General features: G+C 53.6%; 14 protein-coding genes. 4 read left to right on the top strand and 10 right to left on the bottom strand.

Annotated elements, in window-relative coordinates:
* Nucleotides 1-6 precede the first annotated feature (6 nt).
* The 10 genes from AC0T7J_RS03695 to otsB form a co-directional block, all read right to left on the bottom strand.
* A complete protein-coding gene (locus AC0T7J_RS03695; RefSeq protein WP_473793174.1) occupies nucleotides 7-1569 on the bottom strand; it encodes a methyl-accepting chemotaxis protein in 1563 nt (520 codons plus the stop codon).
* A 195-nt stretch (nucleotides 1570-1764) separates the two neighbouring features.
* The gene (locus tag AC0T7J_RS03700; protein ID WP_473792238.1) at nucleotides 1765-3438 is read right to left on the bottom strand and encodes a methyl-accepting chemotaxis protein; all 1674 of its coding nucleotides are present in this window, start codon (nucleotides 3436-3438) and stop codon (nucleotides 1765-1767) included.
* Nucleotides 3439-3599: 161 nt separating this feature from the next.
* Nucleotides 3600-4097, bottom strand: a complete 498-nt coding sequence (gene cheW, locus AC0T7J_RS03705; protein ID WP_010258541.1) for a chemotaxis protein CheW — start codon at nucleotides 4095-4097, stop codon at nucleotides 3600-3602.
* A 23-nt stretch (nucleotides 4098-4120) separates the two neighbouring features.
* Nucleotides 4121-6103 carry a chemotaxis protein CheA gene (gene cheA, locus AC0T7J_RS03710; protein ID WP_473793175.1) on the bottom strand — a complete coding sequence of 661 codons (1983 nt, stop codon included), beginning with the start codon at nucleotides 6101-6103 and terminating at the stop codon, nucleotides 4121-4123.
* 11 nt (nucleotides 6104-6114) lie between these two features.
* Nucleotides 6115-7056, bottom strand: a complete 942-nt coding sequence (gene motB, locus AC0T7J_RS03715; RefSeq protein WP_031591453.1) for a flagellar motor protein MotB — start codon at nucleotides 7054-7056, stop codon at nucleotides 6115-6117.
* Nucleotides 7053-7940 carry a flagellar motor stator protein MotA gene (gene motA / locus AC0T7J_RS03720; RefSeq protein ID WP_003849139.1) on the bottom strand — a complete coding sequence of 296 codons (888 nt, stop codon included), beginning with the start codon at nucleotides 7938-7940 and terminating at the stop codon, nucleotides 7053-7055. The genes motB and motA overlap by 4 nt, the downstream gene beginning before the upstream one ends.
* 132 nt (nucleotides 7941-8072) lie before the next feature.
* Complete coding sequence (gene flhC, locus AC0T7J_RS03725; RefSeq protein WP_473792240.1) at nucleotides 8073-8651, bottom strand: flagellar transcriptional regulator FlhC; 579 nt, start codon at nucleotides 8649-8651, stop codon at nucleotides 8073-8075.
* Entirely contained in the window at nucleotides 8648-9001 is a 354-nt protein-coding gene (gene flhD, locus AC0T7J_RS03730) for a flagellar transcriptional regulator FlhD (RefSeq protein ID WP_473792242.1), read from the bottom strand. Before flhD ends, flhC begins: the two co-directional genes overlap by 4 nt.
* 1021 nt (nucleotides 9002-10022) lie before the next feature.
* Entirely contained in the window at nucleotides 10023-11459 is a 1437-nt protein-coding gene (gene otsA / locus AC0T7J_RS03735; protein ID WP_473792244.1) for an alpha,alpha-trehalose-phosphate synthase, read from the bottom strand.
* Nucleotides 11456-12244: a trehalose-phosphatase gene (otsB, locus tag AC0T7J_RS03740; protein WP_473792246.1), complete on the bottom strand. Its 789-nt coding sequence runs from the start codon at nucleotides 12242-12244 to the stop codon at nucleotides 11456-11458. Before otsB ends, otsA begins: the two co-directional genes overlap by 4 nt.
* Nucleotides 12245-12698: 454 nt before the next feature.
* Here otsB and eptA point away from each other — a divergent pair, with 454 nt between their 5' ends.
* The 4 genes from eptA to AC0T7J_RS03760 all read left to right on the top strand — a co-directional run bounded on the left by eptA (nucleotide 12699) and on the right by AC0T7J_RS03760 (nucleotide 16939).
* On the top strand, nucleotides 12699-14327 hold the full coding sequence (gene eptA / locus AC0T7J_RS03745) for a phosphoethanolamine transferase EptA (RefSeq protein WP_473792248.1): 1629 nt from the start codon (nucleotides 12699-12701) through the stop codon (nucleotides 14325-14327).
* Complete coding sequence (pmrA, locus tag AC0T7J_RS03750) at nucleotides 14327-15007, top strand: two-component system response regulator PmrA (RefSeq protein WP_473792250.1); 681 nt, start codon at nucleotides 14327-14329, stop codon at nucleotides 15005-15007. The genes eptA and pmrA overlap by 1 nt, the downstream gene beginning before the upstream one ends.
* A complete protein-coding gene (gene pmrB, locus AC0T7J_RS03755; RefSeq protein ID WP_473792252.1) occupies nucleotides 15004-16062 on the top strand; it encodes a two-component system sensor histidine kinase PmrB in 1059 nt (352 codons plus the stop codon). Before pmrA ends, pmrB begins: the two co-directional genes overlap by 4 nt.
* A 310-nt stretch (nucleotides 16063-16372) precedes the next feature.
* The gene (locus AC0T7J_RS03760; RefSeq protein ID WP_346440763.1) at nucleotides 16373-16939 is read left to right on the top strand and encodes a flavin reductase family protein; all 567 of its coding nucleotides are present in this window, start codon (nucleotides 16373-16375) and stop codon (nucleotides 16937-16939) included.
* Nucleotides 16940-16992 lie beyond the last annotated feature (53 nt).

Here is a 16992-nt window from a genome sequence, read left to right on the forward strand (position 1 = left end):
GGGAAATCAGGCGCGGGAAATTTTGAAAACGGAGACGGCCTGGGTCAGGACGCGGGCCTGCTGCTCCAGCGCGGCCGCCGCGGCGGCTGACTCCTCAACCAGCGAGGCGTTCTGCTGGGTCACGCGATCCATCTCCGTGACGGCCAGACCAACCTGTTCAATACCGCGGCTCTGCTCATCGGACGCCGAGGCGATTTCACCCATGATGTCAGTCACGCGGGTCACCGCTCCCACGATCTCATTCATGGTGCTGCCGGCGCTTTCAACCTGCAGTGAACCGCTTTTGACGCGTGACACCGAGTCTTCAATAAGGCCTTTAATCTCTTTCGCGGCCTGGGCGCTGCGCTGGGCCAGACTGCGCACTTCACCGGCCACTACCGCAAAACCGCGACCCTGTTCACCGGCTCGTGCCGCTTCAACCGCCGCATTCAGCGCCAGGATGTTGGTCTGGAAGGCGATGCCGTCGATCACGCTGATGATGTCTGCGATCTTCTTCGAGCTGCCGGCAATCTCTTTCATGGTGGTGACCACGCCATTCACCACTTTACCGCCCTGCTGCGCGGTTTCGGAGGCGGTCAGCGCCAGCTGGGATGCCTGACGGGCGTTGTCAGCATTCTGCTTCACCGTGGCGGTGAGCTGCTCCATGCTGGCGGCGGTCTGCTCCAGCGAAGCGGCCTGCTCTTCGGTTCGGGCCGACAGGTCGTTGTTACCGGCGGCGATTTCGCTGGCACCGGTAAAGATGGCATCAGAGCCGTCACGCACATTCCCTACCGTCATCACCAGCGACTGCTGCATCTCATGGATGCCTGCTGCCAGCTGGCTCATCTCATTACGCCCCTCAACCACAATCGGCTGGGTCAAATCGCCGGAGGCGATAGCGCGAATCTGTGCCAGCAGCTGTTGCAGCGGCTGAATTAACACCTGCCGCAGGCCAAACCAGCAGGTAATAATCACTGCAAGCACCGCAACACCAATCGCGGCCAGCAGCCACATCATCTGTTTAAAGGCTTTCTGGTTCTGCGCCATTCCCTGATCGGAAAGCTCGGTCTGACGCGCACGCCATTTGTTGTAACTCACCTGCATCGCGACCTGTTTCTGCTCAATGTTCTGTTTGAACATCCCTTCCAGGTCACGCGCCTGCAGACTTTTTACCATCGCTTTCAGGCCGTTTTCGTAGTTAGCGTAATCGGCTTCAAGCGTGTCGCCCATCGTTTCGTCAAGACCTGCCGTGGTTGGCAGATGTTTATAGATTTTAAAGTGGCGCTCGGCTTCCACTAACTGCTTATTGGCTTTGTTGATCAGCTCATCAAGCTGACCGCCGTTCATCTGCGAGGCCATGCTGGTCTGTAAGCGCAGCATGCCGCGGTTCAGCGTGGTACGGCTGTTGTTCAGTGAAATATAGGCGTCAGTCATCTCAGTGACATTGCGATTAGAGACCTGCGATAGCGCAAAGGACTCTTTGTCTTTATTTAGGGCTGACCAGAAAAGGCTGCCAGCGACTAACTGGAGCGCGCCAAAGATAACCAGGACTGCGATTAAACTGGTCACCACTTTTATTTTTTTTAACATCATGTTCCCCTGCAGGTTAATTTAGGTGCAGCGGCTATATCGGCGATGTGGCAGGATTAATTAACGCTTTTCAGCGCTTTCAGGAGAGAAGTGGCTTTTGTAATTATTTTCACCAGCATGAGCTGCTGAGTTTGGCTTTACGCAGAGGAATCGCAGGGGGGTTGCTGCGCATCCCGCAGGATGCGCAGCGTGACATCAGAAGGTTTCCCAGTGAGTATCACTGACCGGCGCTGTCAGGGCTTTGCGTGGTGCCATAGCCGTTGTGGCAGGCGCAGCAATTGGCAGATGCTTTGTCAGCGTCTGCTGCAACGCGCCGCGTTGAATTTTGAAGACCGACACTGACTGACTTAACCGGCTGGCCTGATCTTCCAGCGAGGCGGCTGCCGCAGCGGACTCTTCCACCAGCGAGGCGTTCTGCTGGGTAACACGATCCATCTCGGTGACCGCCTGCCCGACCTGATCGATACCGCGACTCTGCTCGTCTGACGCCGAGGCAATTTCGCCCATGATGTCGGTGACGCGCGTGACCGCACTGACGATATCGCTCATGGTTTCCCCGGCGGTACCGACCAGTTGCGAACCGACATTGACCCGGCTTACTGAGTCATCGATCAGTCCTTTGATCTCTTTTGCCGCCTGGGCGCTGCGCTGTGCCAGATTACGCACCTCGCCCGCGACCACGGCAAAACCGCGTCCCTGCTCGCCGGCGCGTGCCGCTTCAACGGCGGCGTTAAGCGCCAGAATATTGGTCTGGAAAGCAATGCCATCAATCACGCTGGTGATATCGGCAATCTTCTTCGAGCTGCCGGCGATTTCGCTCATGGTTTTCACGACACCCGCCACCACGCTGCCACCTTTTTCTGCGGTTTCTGAGGCGCTGAGTGCCAGCTGTGACGCCTGGCGTGCATTTTCGGCGTTCTGTTTCACCGTGGCAGTGAGCTGCTCCATGCTGGCCGCCGTCTGCTCCAGTGATGCCGCCTGCTGTTCTGTGCGGGCAGAAAGATCATTGTTTCCGGCAGAGATCTCGCTGGCACCGGTGAAAATCGCATCCGATCCGTCACGCACATGGGTCACCGTGCGCACCAGCGACTGCTGCATGTCATGCAGACTGGCCGCCAGCTGAGTCATCTCGTTGCGCCCTTCCACCACGATTGGCTGGGTTAAATCGCCCTGGGCGATATGCTGAATGTGATTAATGCTGCTGTTCAGGGGCGTCATCACGATTTTGCGCAGGCCAAACCAGCAGAGTACGATCACGGCAACCACTGCCGCCATAATAGCGCCCAGCACCCACATCATACGGCTGTAAGCAGAACTGTTTTCCTGAACGCCAAGATTGGTCAGCCGGTTCTGATCGGCTCGCCACTCCTCATAGACGCTAAGAAACGCACTCTGGCTGGGGGCGACCGGCGCCTTGCCGGCAGCAGTGGCGTCGTTTGCCCGCAATGCGGAATGAAGATCGTTTAGCGCCAGCGCATAGGCATCATAAAACTGTTCAAGCCGATCGTTTAACGGCTTATTCAGGCCAGGTGTGTCAGGGATCTGTCTGAACGTCTGATAAAACTGCGCAGCCGCCTGCTGAAACTCTTTGCTTTCATCAAACAGCCCAGCGACATCCGCCGTTTTGCCCTCCAGTTTGCTGGTAGCAAGACGCAGTTGAATGCGGGTCAGCAGTACACGGCTCTGGTTGAGGCTCAGATAAGCGTCGTTAAGCGCCTGGATATTCCGGGTCGCCAGCTGCGCCACAGCGAAGCTTTGCTTGTCGTGGCTTAATGCTGAGTAGAAAACAGAACCGGAGAAGGCCTGTAACAGCCCAAACACCAGCAACACCAGTAACAGGCTGGTGACAACACGGATTTTCGTTAACATGAGTAACCCTGAAGAAAGTAGGTAATTAAAGTGACAGAGGGATTATCGGCAGATGGCAGCGGGAAATTAGAGTGGAATGCAGCTTTATTATATGAACTTAAAAGGATTGTGACGCCGATGAACTATCACGGGCCAGCGATAACTGGCCCGTGATGATTCAATTACGCGCTACGCAGGTTATCGACCAGCGCCATCTCGTCGCTGCTCAGCAGCTTCTCAATGTCGACCAGAATCAGCATGCGATCGCCCAGCGCACCCAGACCGGTCAGGTACTCGGTAGACATGGTCACTGCGAACTCCGGTGAAGGGCGGATCTGATCCTGGGTCAGCGACAGCACATCAGAGACGCCGTCAACCACGATACCGACCACACGATTTTCCAGATTCAGCACGATAACCACGGTGTTTTCATTGTACTCAACATCGGGCTGCGCAAACTTCACGCGCAGATCGATAATCGGCACGATCACGCCGCGCAGGTTAGTGACGCCGCGAATAAATTCAGGGGTATTTGCGATACGTGTTACCTGATCGTACCCGCGAATTTCCTGAACTTTGAGGATATCGATGCCGTACTCTTCGTCGCCCAGCGTGAAGACCAGAAACTCCTGACCCACAGTTTCGCCAGCGATTTTTGTCACGGTTGCCATTCCATTCATGTTATTTACCCTTTCGTTATCAATCAGGCGGCAGCGCCAGCCACACGTTTTTCACGGTTAAGTGATTGCAGTGCTGAAACATCAACAATCAGCGCCACGCTACCATCGCCAAGAATGGTGGCGGCGGAGATGCCCGGCACTTTGCGATAGTTACTTTCCAGGTTCTTCACCACCACCTGATGCTGGCCAATCAGCTGATCGACCAGTAGCGCGTAGCGTTTGCCCGCGCTTTGCAGGATCACCACGATGCCCTGAGTGGCCTCGGTTTTGGCATCCTGCACATCAAAGACGTTCCACAGTTCGACCAGAGGCAGATATTCGCCACGCACTTCCAGCACGCACTCGCCACCGGCCAGCGGTTTCAGCTCTTCGGCGCGCGGTTGCAGCGATTCCATTACCGCATTCAGCGGCAGAATAAAGACTTCATCGGCCACACGAACGGACATCCCATCAAGGATGGCCAGCGTCAGCGGCAGCAGGATACGAATGGTGGTGCCTTTGCCCTGCTTCGAAGCGATTTCGACGTGACCGCCCATCTCCTGAATATTTCGTTTCACCACGTCCATACCGACGCCGCGTCCTGAAACATCCGTCACCTGCTCTGCGGTGGAGAAGCCTGGTGCGAAGATCAGCATGCCGACCTCTTCGTCGCTCATGTTCTCGTGGACCGGCAGGCCCGATGAGAGGGCTTTAGCCAGAATACGTTCACGGTTCAGACCGGCACCATCATCAGACACTTCGATGCAGATGTTGCCGCCCTGATGTTCAGCTGAAAGCGTCAGGTTACCGGTTGCCACTTTACCGGCCACCAGACGTTTCTCTGGCGTTTCGATACCGTGGTCAAGACTGTTACGCACCAGGTGCGTTAAGGGATCGATGATGCGTTCAATCAGGCTCTTATCGAGTTCGGTTGAGCTGCCCAGCAGCGTCAGTTCGACCTCTTTACCGAGTTTACTGGCCAGGTCACGCACCAGACGCGGGAAGCGGCTGAAGACATATTCCATTGGCATCATACGAATCGACATCACCGATTCCTGCAGATCGCGGGCGTTACGCTCCAGCTGACCCATGCTATTCAGCAGGTCGCCGTGCGCGACCGGATCGAGTTCGCCGGAACGCTGAGCGAGCATTGACTGGGTAATGACCAGTTCACCCACCAGGTTAATCAGCTGATCGACTTTCTCCACCGCAACACGGATGCTGGTGGATTCACTCGATTTGGCAGGTGCCGCGACGCGCTTACTTTCACGCTTCACTGCGGCCACCGGCAGTTCGGTGACGGTGGCGGTGTGAACGTCTTCCGCTACTGGTGCGGCCTCGGCAGCAACAGCAACTGGCGCGACAACGATTTCGTCAGCTGCCGGGAAGCGGATCTGTGCTTCGTCGATGACGAAGCAGAGCACCGCCACGATGTCATCTTTACCGACGCCATCAATGCAGACATCCAGCGTGGTGCTGCCCTTCTGTACGTTGGTCAGGGTGCCGAGATTACTCATCTCTTCCAGCATCAGATCGACCTCTTTCTCTTTGAGATCGATCAGCTGTACACGCAGGCCGCTGGTGCTGGCCGGTTCTGCGCTGGCAGTGGCAACACTGGCCGGAACATCAACCGGCAGACCTTTGGCCTCTAGCGCCAGCTGGCGCAGCGCTTCACAGATATATTTGAAGCTTTCCGCGTTAGGCTCCTGCGCGGTTTTATAAGCATCGAGCTGTTCCTGCATAATATCTTTGGTTTCCAAAAACAGGTTGATGATGTCGGTGCTGAGCTGCATCTCGCCGCGACGAGCACCATCCAGAATGTTTTCCAGGATATGAGTCGTTTCCTGTAATACCGTAAAACCAAAGGTTCCGGCCCCACCCTTAATGGAGTGAGCGGCACGGAAGATGGCGTTAAGCTGTTCCGAATCTGGCTCCTGCGGGTCTAAGCCCAACAGGTGTTGTTCCATATCCGCTAATAGCTCATCGGCTTCATCAAAAAACGTCTGGTAAAAATCGCTGATGTCCATACTCACGGGAATCACCTCGGCTGTGAGGGGGCTGCTGTATTCACCGCGCCGCCTGGTGTTGCAGGTGCGGTAATCTGTTCAATGGCCGCCGGATCGCTGATCTGGACGGCATCACTTTCTGCGTTCTCTTTTTCTATTGCCGCTTCGGTATCGTGGTTCAACACCAGCAGGCTGATGCGGCGGTTAACGGCGTCATTACCGCCACGATTTTTCAGGCGCATGGTGTCGGCCATACCTAACACCCGTAAAATTTTGCCGCTGTCTAAGCCGCCCATCACCAGTTCACGGCGTGAGGCGTTAGCACGGTCTGTGGACAATTCCCAGTTGCTGTAGCCTTTATCACCGCTGGCATACTGAAAATCATCGGTATGTCCGGCCAGGCTCATGCGGTTCGGAATGTCGTTAAGGATTGGCGCTATTGCTCGCAGAATATCGCGCATGTAGGGCTCGACCTCGGCCCGACCGGTCTTAAACATCGGGCGATTCTGGCTGTCGATAATCTGAATACGCAGCCCCTCTTCCACCATGTTGATGATCAGATGCGGGCGCAGCGCTTTCAGGCGCGGATCCGCTTCGATCAGCTGGTCGAGCTTTTCACGCAAACGGTTAAGGCGAATCTCATCCAGCTTGCGTTTCTGGGCATCCATATCGACGACTTTGTTCACTTCGCCAATTTTTTTCGTTGGATCATCACCGCCGCCGGGGATCGGGCTCTCGCTGTCGCTGCTGCGCGCCCCGCCGGTAATCGCTACCTTCAGCGGTGTTTTGAAGTAGTCTGCTATCTGCACCAGCTCCTGCGGGTTGGCGATTGAGAGCAGCCACATCACCATAAAAAAGGCCATCATCGCCGTCATAAAGTCGGCGTAGGCAATCTTCCACGATCCGTGGCTGCCTTCATGGCCTTTATGTTTGCGCTTTTTGATCAGCACAATTGGGCGATTGCCGTGTTTCATGAAGCCTCGTCTGAAGTCTGTTTAGCCGGGTTCTTGGCGTTACGTACATGCTCTTCCAGTTCGCTGAACGACGGACGCTCGGCGGAATAGAGCGTCTTACGACCAAACTCCACCGCAATCTGCGGCGCGTATCCGTTCAGGCTCGACAGCAATGTCACCTTAATGCACTGCATCATCTTGGTGGTTTCCGCACACTTCTGACGCAGTACCGACGAGAGTGGAGAGACAAACCCGTACGCCAGCAAGATGCCCAGGAAGGTGCCCACCATGGCATGTGCGACCAGCGCACCGAGTTCAGCGGCCGGTCGATCGGCCGAAGCCAGTGCATGGACCACGCCCATTACCGCGGCGACGATACCGAATGCAGGAAGACCATCGCCCACTGCAGCAATACTTTGCGCTGGTACGTCACACTCGTGTTCGTAGGTCTCAATCTCTTCATCCATCAACGCTTCGATTTCAAAGGCGTTCATGTTGCCGCTGACCATCAGGCGCAAATAGTCAGTAATAAAATCCACTAACTGTTTATCGGCAAGAATGCGGGGATAATTAGCAAAAATTTCACTCTGGCTGGGATCTTCAATATCGCGTTCCAGCGATAACATGCCCTGCTGACGCGACTTCGCCATCAGGCGATAAAGCAGCGCCATCAAATCCATGTAAACCGCTTTGTTGTACTTGGAGCCGCGAAATAACTTTGGCAGCGCCTTCAGCGTTTTTTTAATCGACTTACCGTTATTGCCGACTAAAAAAGCACCGGCACCCGCACCGCCGATCATTAATAATTCGGCTGGCTGATAAAGCGCGCCCAGATGGCCACCTACCAGCGCATATCCGCCCAACACGGAGCCTAAAACAATCAGGTAACCTATAATTATCAGCACAAAAAATCCTTACGTCCGTAACGTGTTGGTGGAAGTTAAGCCATAAAGCCGCAGTTGTTATTTCTGAACCGCAAGCAAAAAAAAAGCAGCGGTATTAACCGCTGCTGGATGGCTTCCACAGTGCGAACAAACTTAAACGGCGTGTTTAACCTGTTCATCCAGCAGTTGTGGAAACATATCGGCAGGTTCTGCAGAAAGTTTACGTCTTTTTACGGCACGTGATGGTGGCTGGCACAGGCTGCAGGTAAAGCTACCAACAGGCTGATGCGCATGGTTAATAAAGCTGCCGTTGCAGCTTTTGCAATCTGTCAGTTCAAGCATGCCGCTATCAACGAATCGGACCAGGGTCCAGGCACGAGTCAGCGCCAACAGCGGGCCCTCGTCCGATTGAGGACACTGTTCAAGATACAGGCGGTAGGCTTTAATCACGGCATCGACGCCGCTGCATAAACCGGTTTTCAGTAAAAACTTCCAGGCGTTACAGAACATAGAAGCATGAATGTTTTGCTCCCACGTCATAAACCAGTCCGTGGAGAACGGCAGCATACCTTTCGGTGGCGGACTGCCACGTAATTCTTTATAGAGCTTGATCAGACGACCGCGGCTCAGCTGAGTTTCGCTCTCGAGCATCTGTAAGCGTGCACCTAATGTGATCAACTCCATCGCGAGTTGAATATCACGTGCTTCCTGAACAATACTTTTCTCACTCATGACATTGCTCTCTTTTTAGCAGGCACATCATCTTTAGACGCGTTACGCAGTAAACGGCTTGATAATAAAATACCGGTATGGATTTGCTGTAAATCATCCACGCGTGATTCCTGCGTCAGGCGATTAATAGTACCGCTGTCGGTAAAACGAAACTGGCAAACCAGTTGATTGGTTTCCGCCATTTTTACCATTTCAGGCAATGTTAATTCAGATAATGCATTCGCCATTTTCTCGTCAATTCCGAGGCGAAACATTGCAGAAGCTTTATCCTGGTTAATTAAACGCTGTGCAAGCAGTAAATAAGACAAGTTGAGATCGTAAATATGTTTCAGTACTTCAGAGGTGCCCATTATTTTTCCATCCTGAGAGATGCGACGTAACTGTATCGCAGAGTAAACTCTGCGGTTCGAGCTGCTGTTTATTAAATCAAAAGATGGCAAAAAAAACTTCACGTAACTTTAATGTCACCGTTTTCGCCTTCCATTTTTGTGTGGGTTTCAGACCCACTGAAGGTCGAAAATCCATGCCATTCTATTTTCGAGTTCTGGACATCTTCCGTGACGTCTTCTTACATTTTTTAGGACTATTCCGAAAACAACGCAAATCTATATCGTCTGATTTCGACATACAACGACAGCCATGTGAAATTTTAGATAAAGTGTGACGCAGATCACACTTTTAACGCAAATTTCTTCAGAAACCCTTTACCATTATTTAATGACTGGTCGTTTTTTGAACAAAATAGCGCAATTTTAAGTCCAATTGGTCCTGAGAAAGGTTTAATAGGGGGTAAAAGCATCGCTATTCGACGCTTTGAGCGTTCCGGAATGAATATCGGGTGTTAATCGTTTTAACACACTATTTAGAACCACCCGAATAAAGGTTATCAGCATATTATGCTACCAACCGGTGTGGTTATTTGCTGTTAAATTAATTACTTAGGGGAAGTATCGCAGAGGGTGAGTAATGAAATCGTTAAGATTTATACGGCAGCAGGAAAGGTTTCTTGCAACCTCGTGTTAACAGTGACCGCGAGGTGTTCAGATGCAGATACCTGATGTAACAGGGATTTATATAAGAAAGTTGAATGAATTAACGACAGGTTATGCGTGGGCACTATGACTATCGGCAGTCTGTAGAGAAACTTGAGTAAAGAAGGTAAATAAAGCGGCAGGGGCTGATTTGACGGGGCTGGCGGGCTTCCCTGCATTTATCGGGCCACTACGCGCGGCCACCGATGTTTTCAGCGAGGAATCTCAGGACATGGTCGTTAACAGATAGCAGGCGAGTTTTCTGTGAGCTGGGCCGAAAAAAAAGCAGCGATACCCCTGTTCGGGTGTCGCTGCTTTCATCCCTGGACCGGAACTCTGATCAGGCGAGTTTTGGGAAGGTCGCAACCTTATTGGCGGTGTTATGGTCAACACTACGCGGATCAATGCGCTCCAGGTCTTTCAGGAAGCCTTCACGCCAGGCGGTAATATCATTTTTGCGCAATACCGCCATCATATCGTTGTAGCGTGAAATCCTTTCGGTACGCGGCATGGTAATCGCTTTATCCAGCGCAGCGGCCACTTCATCACGGTCATACGGATTCACAATCAGCGCTGAGGTAAGCTCGTTAGCGGCACCCGCAAAGCGCGACAGTACCAGTACCCCCGGATCGTCCGGGTCCTGTGCTGCCACGTACTCTTTCGCCACCAGGTTCATACCGTCACGCAACGGCGTCACCAGACCGACATCGGTCAGGCGGAAGATTTTCATCAGCAGGCGACGATCAAAATGCTGGTTAAGGTAGTAGAGCGGGGTCCAGCCCAGCGTACCGTATTTACCGTTGATGCGCCCTGCTTCCGTCTCCAGCTGATGACGGATATCCTGATACGCCTGCACATCGCCACGCGAAGTCGGCGCGATCTGCGAGTAGCGGATTTTACCGCGATGCTGCGGGAAGTTTTCAAGCAGTGCTTCATAAGCAAGAAAACGCTCAGGCAGACCTTTGGAATAGTCGAGACGTTCGCAGGCAATAATATTGCGTGCATCGCCCAGCTCTTTCTTCATGGCGGCCATTTTCGGCGGCAGCGGCCCTTCGGCCATCTCTTTAATACTGTCTGGCTCAATCCCGATGGGATAAACCTCAGTCATAAAGGTGTTGCCAAAGGCGCGATGTTTTTTGTCGCCCTTATTCTGCAGCTGCGTAAGCTGGCTGACGCTGTCGAGGAAGGCCACCCTATCCGATTCGGTCTGGAAACCCAGCAGGTCATATTCGCACAGCATTTCCAGCAACTCTTTGTGCGGCGGCAGCGCATTAAATATTTCAGGCGTCGGGAACGGAATATGCAGGAAGAAACCGATACGGTTATTAATGCCTGCCCGACGTAACGCGGCAGCAAACGGTAAAAAGTGGTAATCGTGGATCCAGACAATATCGTCAGGCTTGATCAGCGGTTTTAAACGCTGTGCTACCGCATCATTAACGTCGCAATACCCTTCCCAGGCTTCTCGCTGGAACTGCACCAGATCGAGGCGATAATGGAAGGCGGGCCAGATTACGGTGTTTGAGAACTGGCAATAATAAAGATCGTAATCGTTCTGGCTCAGCGGGAACGAGGCATACTCAATACCTTCATGTTCCTGAACCGTGACGTCTTCTACCTCTTCGCCTGTATACTCGCTGATTTCCCCGTTCCAGCCGAACCACAATCCACCGGTGCTTTTCAGTGCATCGAGAATCCCGACGGCCAGGCCGCCAGCGCTGGTTTTAGACCCATCTGGCATGGCGACACGGTTAGATACAACCACTAAACGACTCATAACCTAAACTCCTTACCGACGTTGTCTTGTTCTGATAGTAATAATGTTCTTTCCAGCCAGCCGTAAACCGCATCGACATCATGAAGCCGATAATGGGCCTGGGTAGGACCTTCCCCGACTTTAATGGAGATGCCCTGACGTGCGTTTACGGCCAGAAAGCCCTTCTCATCCGTCAAATCGTCGCCAATAAAGACTGGCGTACGTCCGGCAAAAGGGGGCTGCTGCATAAAATCGTCAATTGCGGCGCCTTTATCGATTCCTGCTGGTTTAATCTCTACCACACATTTTCCCGGCTGAAGCGCCAGACCTGGGAAACGCTTCACTGACTGTTCGGCCAGTCGCATCACATCCTGCTCATGCTGCATCGCCTGGCGGTAGTGCAGTGCAAAGGCCATGCCTTTTACCTCCAGCTGGGTGCCCGGCCAGGATGCCATGGCATCCTGCAATTCCCTTCTGAGTGGTTGTTCCACCTCAACCGGCAGGCTGATGCATTGCAGACTCCCTTCTGCATTGCGGCGCTCAGCTCCATGCACGCCCGCAGCCGGGCCGCACCAGGGAGCGGCCAGCGCATCAAGTTGTTCTATGGGTCTGCCGGAAACCAGCGCAAGTGCGCCTTGAGAGAGTGCAGAGAGCTGTTGCAATTGTGCAATGACCTGCTCAGGAATAAATACCGCTTCGGGACGGGCCTGTATCGCTGCCAGCGTGCCGTCGACATCAAAAAAGAAGGCGTACTGCCCGCTGCTTAATGTCGGGTACCTGGCATGGGTATCTGCCGCTTGAGTCACGTTACTTCTCCTGAAAATCCAATTTTAATAATACATTGAGTTAAAACAAGAATGTCCTGACACGGTCAGGTCAGCAAGCGGGAAATTCTGATAAAGCGGTGATTGAGGGATAAAACGCGGTAACTGGATAGGCCACTCTCCTCAAACTTGCAAACGCATTGCTGACAATACTGGCTAACTGAGAACATCTTCACAATAAGTGTAGTCATTAACACGGGTTATGCCAGAAAGATGCAGTTTTCATGCCAGCCGCTGCGGTTAAGTCAGCAGAAAAGCGCCCTTTCGTTCTGCGGTGCTTGAGATGAGCAGGCCGGATGCGATCCGCTGTTGACTGGAGTCGCACAGGTACCGCTCCCGATACCGTCAACACTTCCCAAAGCTTAAGCGTCTTAAGGTATTCCTAATATAGGAAGCGCACTCTCATGACACTTTTATTACTCTGGTTCCTGCTCACATGGCGCTTACCCTGAAGAGGCCGCTGATTAGCCGCCTTACGTTGCTGATTCTGGCTGCGATTTACATCGCGGTTTTCCTTAATATTGTTTATTACCGTCAGGTGCTGGCGGTAATGCCGCTGAACGACCTGCACACCACGCTGGTGTTTTTATCGATGCCACTGGTCGCCTTTAGCGTGATCAATATCGTGATTACGCTGGCCTCGTTTATCTGGCTGGATCGGCTGCTGGCCGCGCTGTTTATTCTGCTCTCCGCCTCGGCACAGTTTTTTATTCACACCTATAACATCGTGGTCGATCGCTCAATGATCACCAACATGATGGATACCACCGCCTCGGAATCCTTTGCGCTGATTACGCCACAGCTGCTCGTAACCCTGCTCACCTCGGGCGTGCTGATGGCGTTGCTGCTGTTCTGGCCGCGAATCAAAAAGCAGCAGTGGCGCGGCGTGCTGGCGCGACTGCTCAGCGTATTGCTGTCAGCAGCGCTGATTGCGCTGGTTGCCCTGCTCTTCTATAAAGATTACGCCTCGCTGTTCCGCAACAACCGCGAGCTGGTAAAAGCGCTCAGCCCCTCTAACAGCATCGCGGCGACGCTCTCCTGGTATAAGCATGAGCAGTTACAGAACGCGCCGCTGATACGCATTGGTGAAGATGCGCACCTGCAGCCCAGCCGGAATGGTGGCAAGCCGAATCTGACGATTCTGGTGCTGGGCGAAACCTCACGTGCGCAAAACTTCTCGCTGGGCGGTTACGGTCGTCTGACCAATCCCTTGCTGGCGAAAGATGATGTGATCTATTTCCCGCACACCACTTCGTGCGGCACGGCGACGGCAGTTTCCGTACCCTGCATGTTTTCCAATATGCCGCGCGCCCACTATGATGATGTGCTGGCCGCGCATCAGGAGGGGTTGCTGGATATTATTCAGCGCGCCGGGATCAGCGTGTTGTGGAATGAGAATGATGGGGGGTGCAAAGGTGCCTGCGATCGCGTTCCGCATCAGGACATGACCAGCCTGAACCTGCCCGGCATGTGTATTGATGGTGAGTGTTATGATGACGTGCTGTTCCACGGGCTGGATGATTACATCGACCAGTTAAAAGGCAACGCGGTGATTGTGCTGCACACCATTGGCAGTCATGGTCCGACTTACAGCCATCGTTATCCGCCACAGTTTCGTCAGTTTGAACCAACCTGCGACACCAACCAGATTCAGGACTGTTCGCAACAACAGCTGATCAACACCTATGACAACACACTGGTCAATGTGGATCACATCGTTGATAAAGCCATTAACGTACTGCGTGCGCATCAGGACCGCTTCACCACCAGCCTGGTCTATCTGTCTGACCACGGCGAATCGCTGGGTGAAAATGGTGCTTACCTGCATGGCCTGCCCTATGCTATCGCGCCGGACACCCAGAAACATGTGCCGTTGCTAATCTGGCTATCCGATGATTATCAGAAACGTTATGCGGTTAATCGCGGGTGCCTGAATAAACTGGCGGCGACAGACGATTTTTCACAGGATAATCTGTTTTCAACCATGCTGGGATTAGCCGGCACGGCGACCCACGAATATGTGCCTGCGGATGATATTTTGACGTCGTGTCGGAGCCAACCCTAATGAAAATACTGATTGTTGAAGATGATGCCTTGCTGCTACAGGGTCTGATGCTGGCGCTGGAAGGTGAAGGCTATGTCTGTGATGGCGTCACCCGGGTGCGGGACGCTGAAGCGCATTTTGCCAGCGGCCTCTACAGTCTGGTGGTGCTGGATCTTGGCCTGCCGGACGAAGATGGACTGCATTTTCTGATACGACTGCGGCGGCAGAAGAAGATGACGCCGGTGCTGATCCTGACCGCGCGCGACACCATCAGCGAACGCATTGCCGGACTCGACGCAGGCGCGGACGACTATCTGATCAAACCGTTCTCGCTGGATGAGTTGCTGGCGCGGATCCGCGCGCTGATCCGCCGCCACGTCAATCAGGGCGACAGCCAGGTCAGAGTGGGTACGCTGGCGCTGGATATGACTCATCGCCAGATCACGCTCAGCGACGTGCTGCTGGAGCTGACACCCAAAGAGTTTGCGATTCTGTCACGGCTGATGCTCAAAGCCGGGAATCCGGTCCACCGTGAAATTCTCTACCAGGATATCTATAACTGGGAGACCGAGCCCTCTACGAATACTCTGGAGGTGCATATCCATAATCTGCGCGACAAGATTGGTAAAAGCGCTATCCGCACCGTGCGCGGTTTTGGCTATGCGCTGGTGACGCAGGATGGCGTTCGTGAGGCAACATGATAAGACGTTTCGATCATCGCAGTATGCGCTTTCGCCTTATCCTGACCATTGGTCTGATCCTGCTGGTTTTCCAGGTGATCAGCGTGGTCTGGCTATGGCATGAGAGCAAAGAGCAGATTCAGTTTCTGGTAGAAGCGCAGTTGCAGAAGCGCAACATGGACAGTCACGTGAAGCGTGAAGTGCATGAAGCGGTAGCCAGCCTGGCGTTGCCCAGTCTGGTGATGATCACCCTGACGCTGCTGCTTTGCTATCAGGCGGTGAAATGGATTACCCGGCCGCTTTATCAGCTGCAGCGTGAACTGGAGAGTCGCAGCGAAGAAAATCTTGATCCCATCGCCTGCCACAGTCAGGTCCAGGAGATCGATGCAGTTACGCAGGCGATAAACCAGCTGGTCGCGCGTCTGAATAGCAGTCTGGAGCGTGAACGATTGTTCACTGCTGACGTGGCGCATGAGCTGCGCACGCCGCTGGCGGGATTACGGCTGCATCTGGAGTTAATCGAACGTAACAGCGATGTCAAAGTTCAGCCGCTGGTGCAGCGCCTGGATCAGATGACGCACAGTGTGTCGCAACTGCTGAATCTGGCGCGAGCCGGACAGTCCTTTACCTCTGGCACTTATCAGAACGTCGGGCTGATTGAAGATGTGATCCTGCCGATGGAGGCAGAGCTGAGTATCATGCTGGAGGCGCATCAGCAGATGCTGCTCCTCGATCTGCCGCAGGAGCAGTTTGTGCGCGGTGATGCCACGCTGCTGAAGATGTTGTTGCGTAACCTGGTGGAGAACGCCCATCGCTACAGCCCGGATAACAGCACCATCAGTGTGCAGCTGGTATTAACTCCCCAGCCCATGCTGGTGGTGGAAGATCAGGGTCCGGGAATTGATGAGAGTAAAAGTGGCGAGCTGAGTAAAGCGTTTATCCGCATGGACAGTCGCTACGGCGGTATCGGACTCGGGCTGAGCATCGTCAGCCGTATCGTCCAGTTACACCGGTTTCAGTTTTTCTTAGAGAACCGACGCGACCGAAGCGGTTGCCGTGCCGTGGTGAAGTTTTAAGCAGCAAACCAGGCTGACAGGAACAGAACGACCGTGGCTGCGGCAATCAGCAGTGCAGCATATTCACTCATCGGACGCGGAACAGTCACAGGCAGAGCAACAGGAGCAGTTTTCATAGCATCATCCTCAGTTAAAGCAGGCAGTATCGCGATTGCATATTAAGGAAACCTTAAGCTCGCGATACTGCCGCTAAAAATGTCTGCGCTGCCGGACGCCGCCATCTACCTCGCATTTCTGCCCGCTGACACGCCTGCTGCATCCGCCCGGTGCTCTACACTTAATGGCTACGTTCCGTTACAGGAGTTACGCCATGAGCCAACGCATGCACAAATATGCTTTTCCGGTCAGCAAAGCCCGCAAATACCTTGAACCCGGACCGGTGCTGCTGCTCAGTTCGCAGTATAAAGATCAACATGACATCATGACGCTCGGCTGGCACACGGTGCTGGAGTTTTCTCCGTCACTGGTCGGCTGCATGATTGCCGGTATGAACCACAGCCATGAACTGATCCGCAATAGCGGTCAGTGCGTGCTGAATATTCCTTCTGCCTCGCTGATTGACGAAGTTGTGGCAATCGGCAACAGCCACGGCGACAGCATTGATAAGTTTGAGGCATTTGGCCTGACGCCGGAACCGGCTCAGGTGGTTGGCGCGCCGATGATTGCCGAATGTTTTGCCAGCTTTGAGTGTCAGCTTTATGACGATTCGATGGTTGCCAGCTATAACCTGTTTATTTTTGAGATTGTTAAAGCGCATGTTGCCGAGCAGCCGGAATACCCCACTACCCTGCACTACACTGGCGAAGGCCGGTTCAGCGTGATGAGCGACAAAATACTGGATAAGAGCGGCGATTTTAAACCGGAGATGCTGATCTAGTTGAAAGCGGTCTTCCGCGCCCCCATTCACCTCTTTCGACCTGACAGGAGTAA

This window comes from Pantoea sp. E956-1, from assembly GCF_982223955.1.

Coding starts and splice junctions, on each gene's coding strand:
- motB (WP_031591453.1), bottom strand. CDS start 7,056: ATGAAACACGGCAATCGCCCAATTGTGCTGATCAAAAAGCGCAAACAT.
- pmrA (WP_473792250.1), top strand. CDS start 14,327: ATGAAAATACTGATTGTTGAAGATGATGCCTTGCTGCTACAGGGTCTG.
- eptA (WP_473792248.1), top strand. CDS start 12,699: ATGGCGCTTACCCTGAAGAGGCCGCTGATTAGCCGCCTTACGTTGCTG.
- otsA (WP_473792244.1), bottom strand. CDS start 11,459: ATGAGTCGTTTAGTGGTTGTATCTAACCGTGTCGCCATGCCAGATGGG.
- AC0T7J_RS03760 (WP_346440763.1), top strand. CDS start 16,373: ATGAGCCAACGCATGCACAAATATGCTTTTCCGGTCAGCAAAGCCCGC.
- cheA (WP_473793175.1), bottom strand. CDS start 6,103: ATGGACATCAGCGATTTTTACCAGACGTTTTTTGATGAAGCCGATGAG.
- pmrB (WP_473792252.1), top strand. CDS start 15,004: ATGATAAGACGTTTCGATCATCGCAGTATGCGCTTTCGCCTTATCCTG.
- cheW (WP_010258541.1), bottom strand. CDS start 4,097: ATGAATGGAATGGCAACCGTGACAAAAATCGCTGGCGAAACTGTGGGT.
- AC0T7J_RS03700 (WP_473792238.1), bottom strand. CDS start 3,438: ATGTTAACGAAAATCCGTGTTGTCACCAGCCTGTTACTGGTGTTGCTG.
- flhD (WP_473792242.1), bottom strand. CDS start 9,001: ATGGGCACCTCTGAAGTACTGAAACATATTTACGATCTCAACTTGTCT.
- AC0T7J_RS03695 (WP_473793174.1), bottom strand. CDS start 1,569: ATGTTAAAAAAAATAAAAGTGGTGACCAGTTTAATCGCAGTCCTGGTT.
- flhC (WP_473792240.1), bottom strand. CDS start 8,651: ATGAGTGAGAAAAGTATTGTTCAGGAAGCACGTGATATTCAACTCGCG.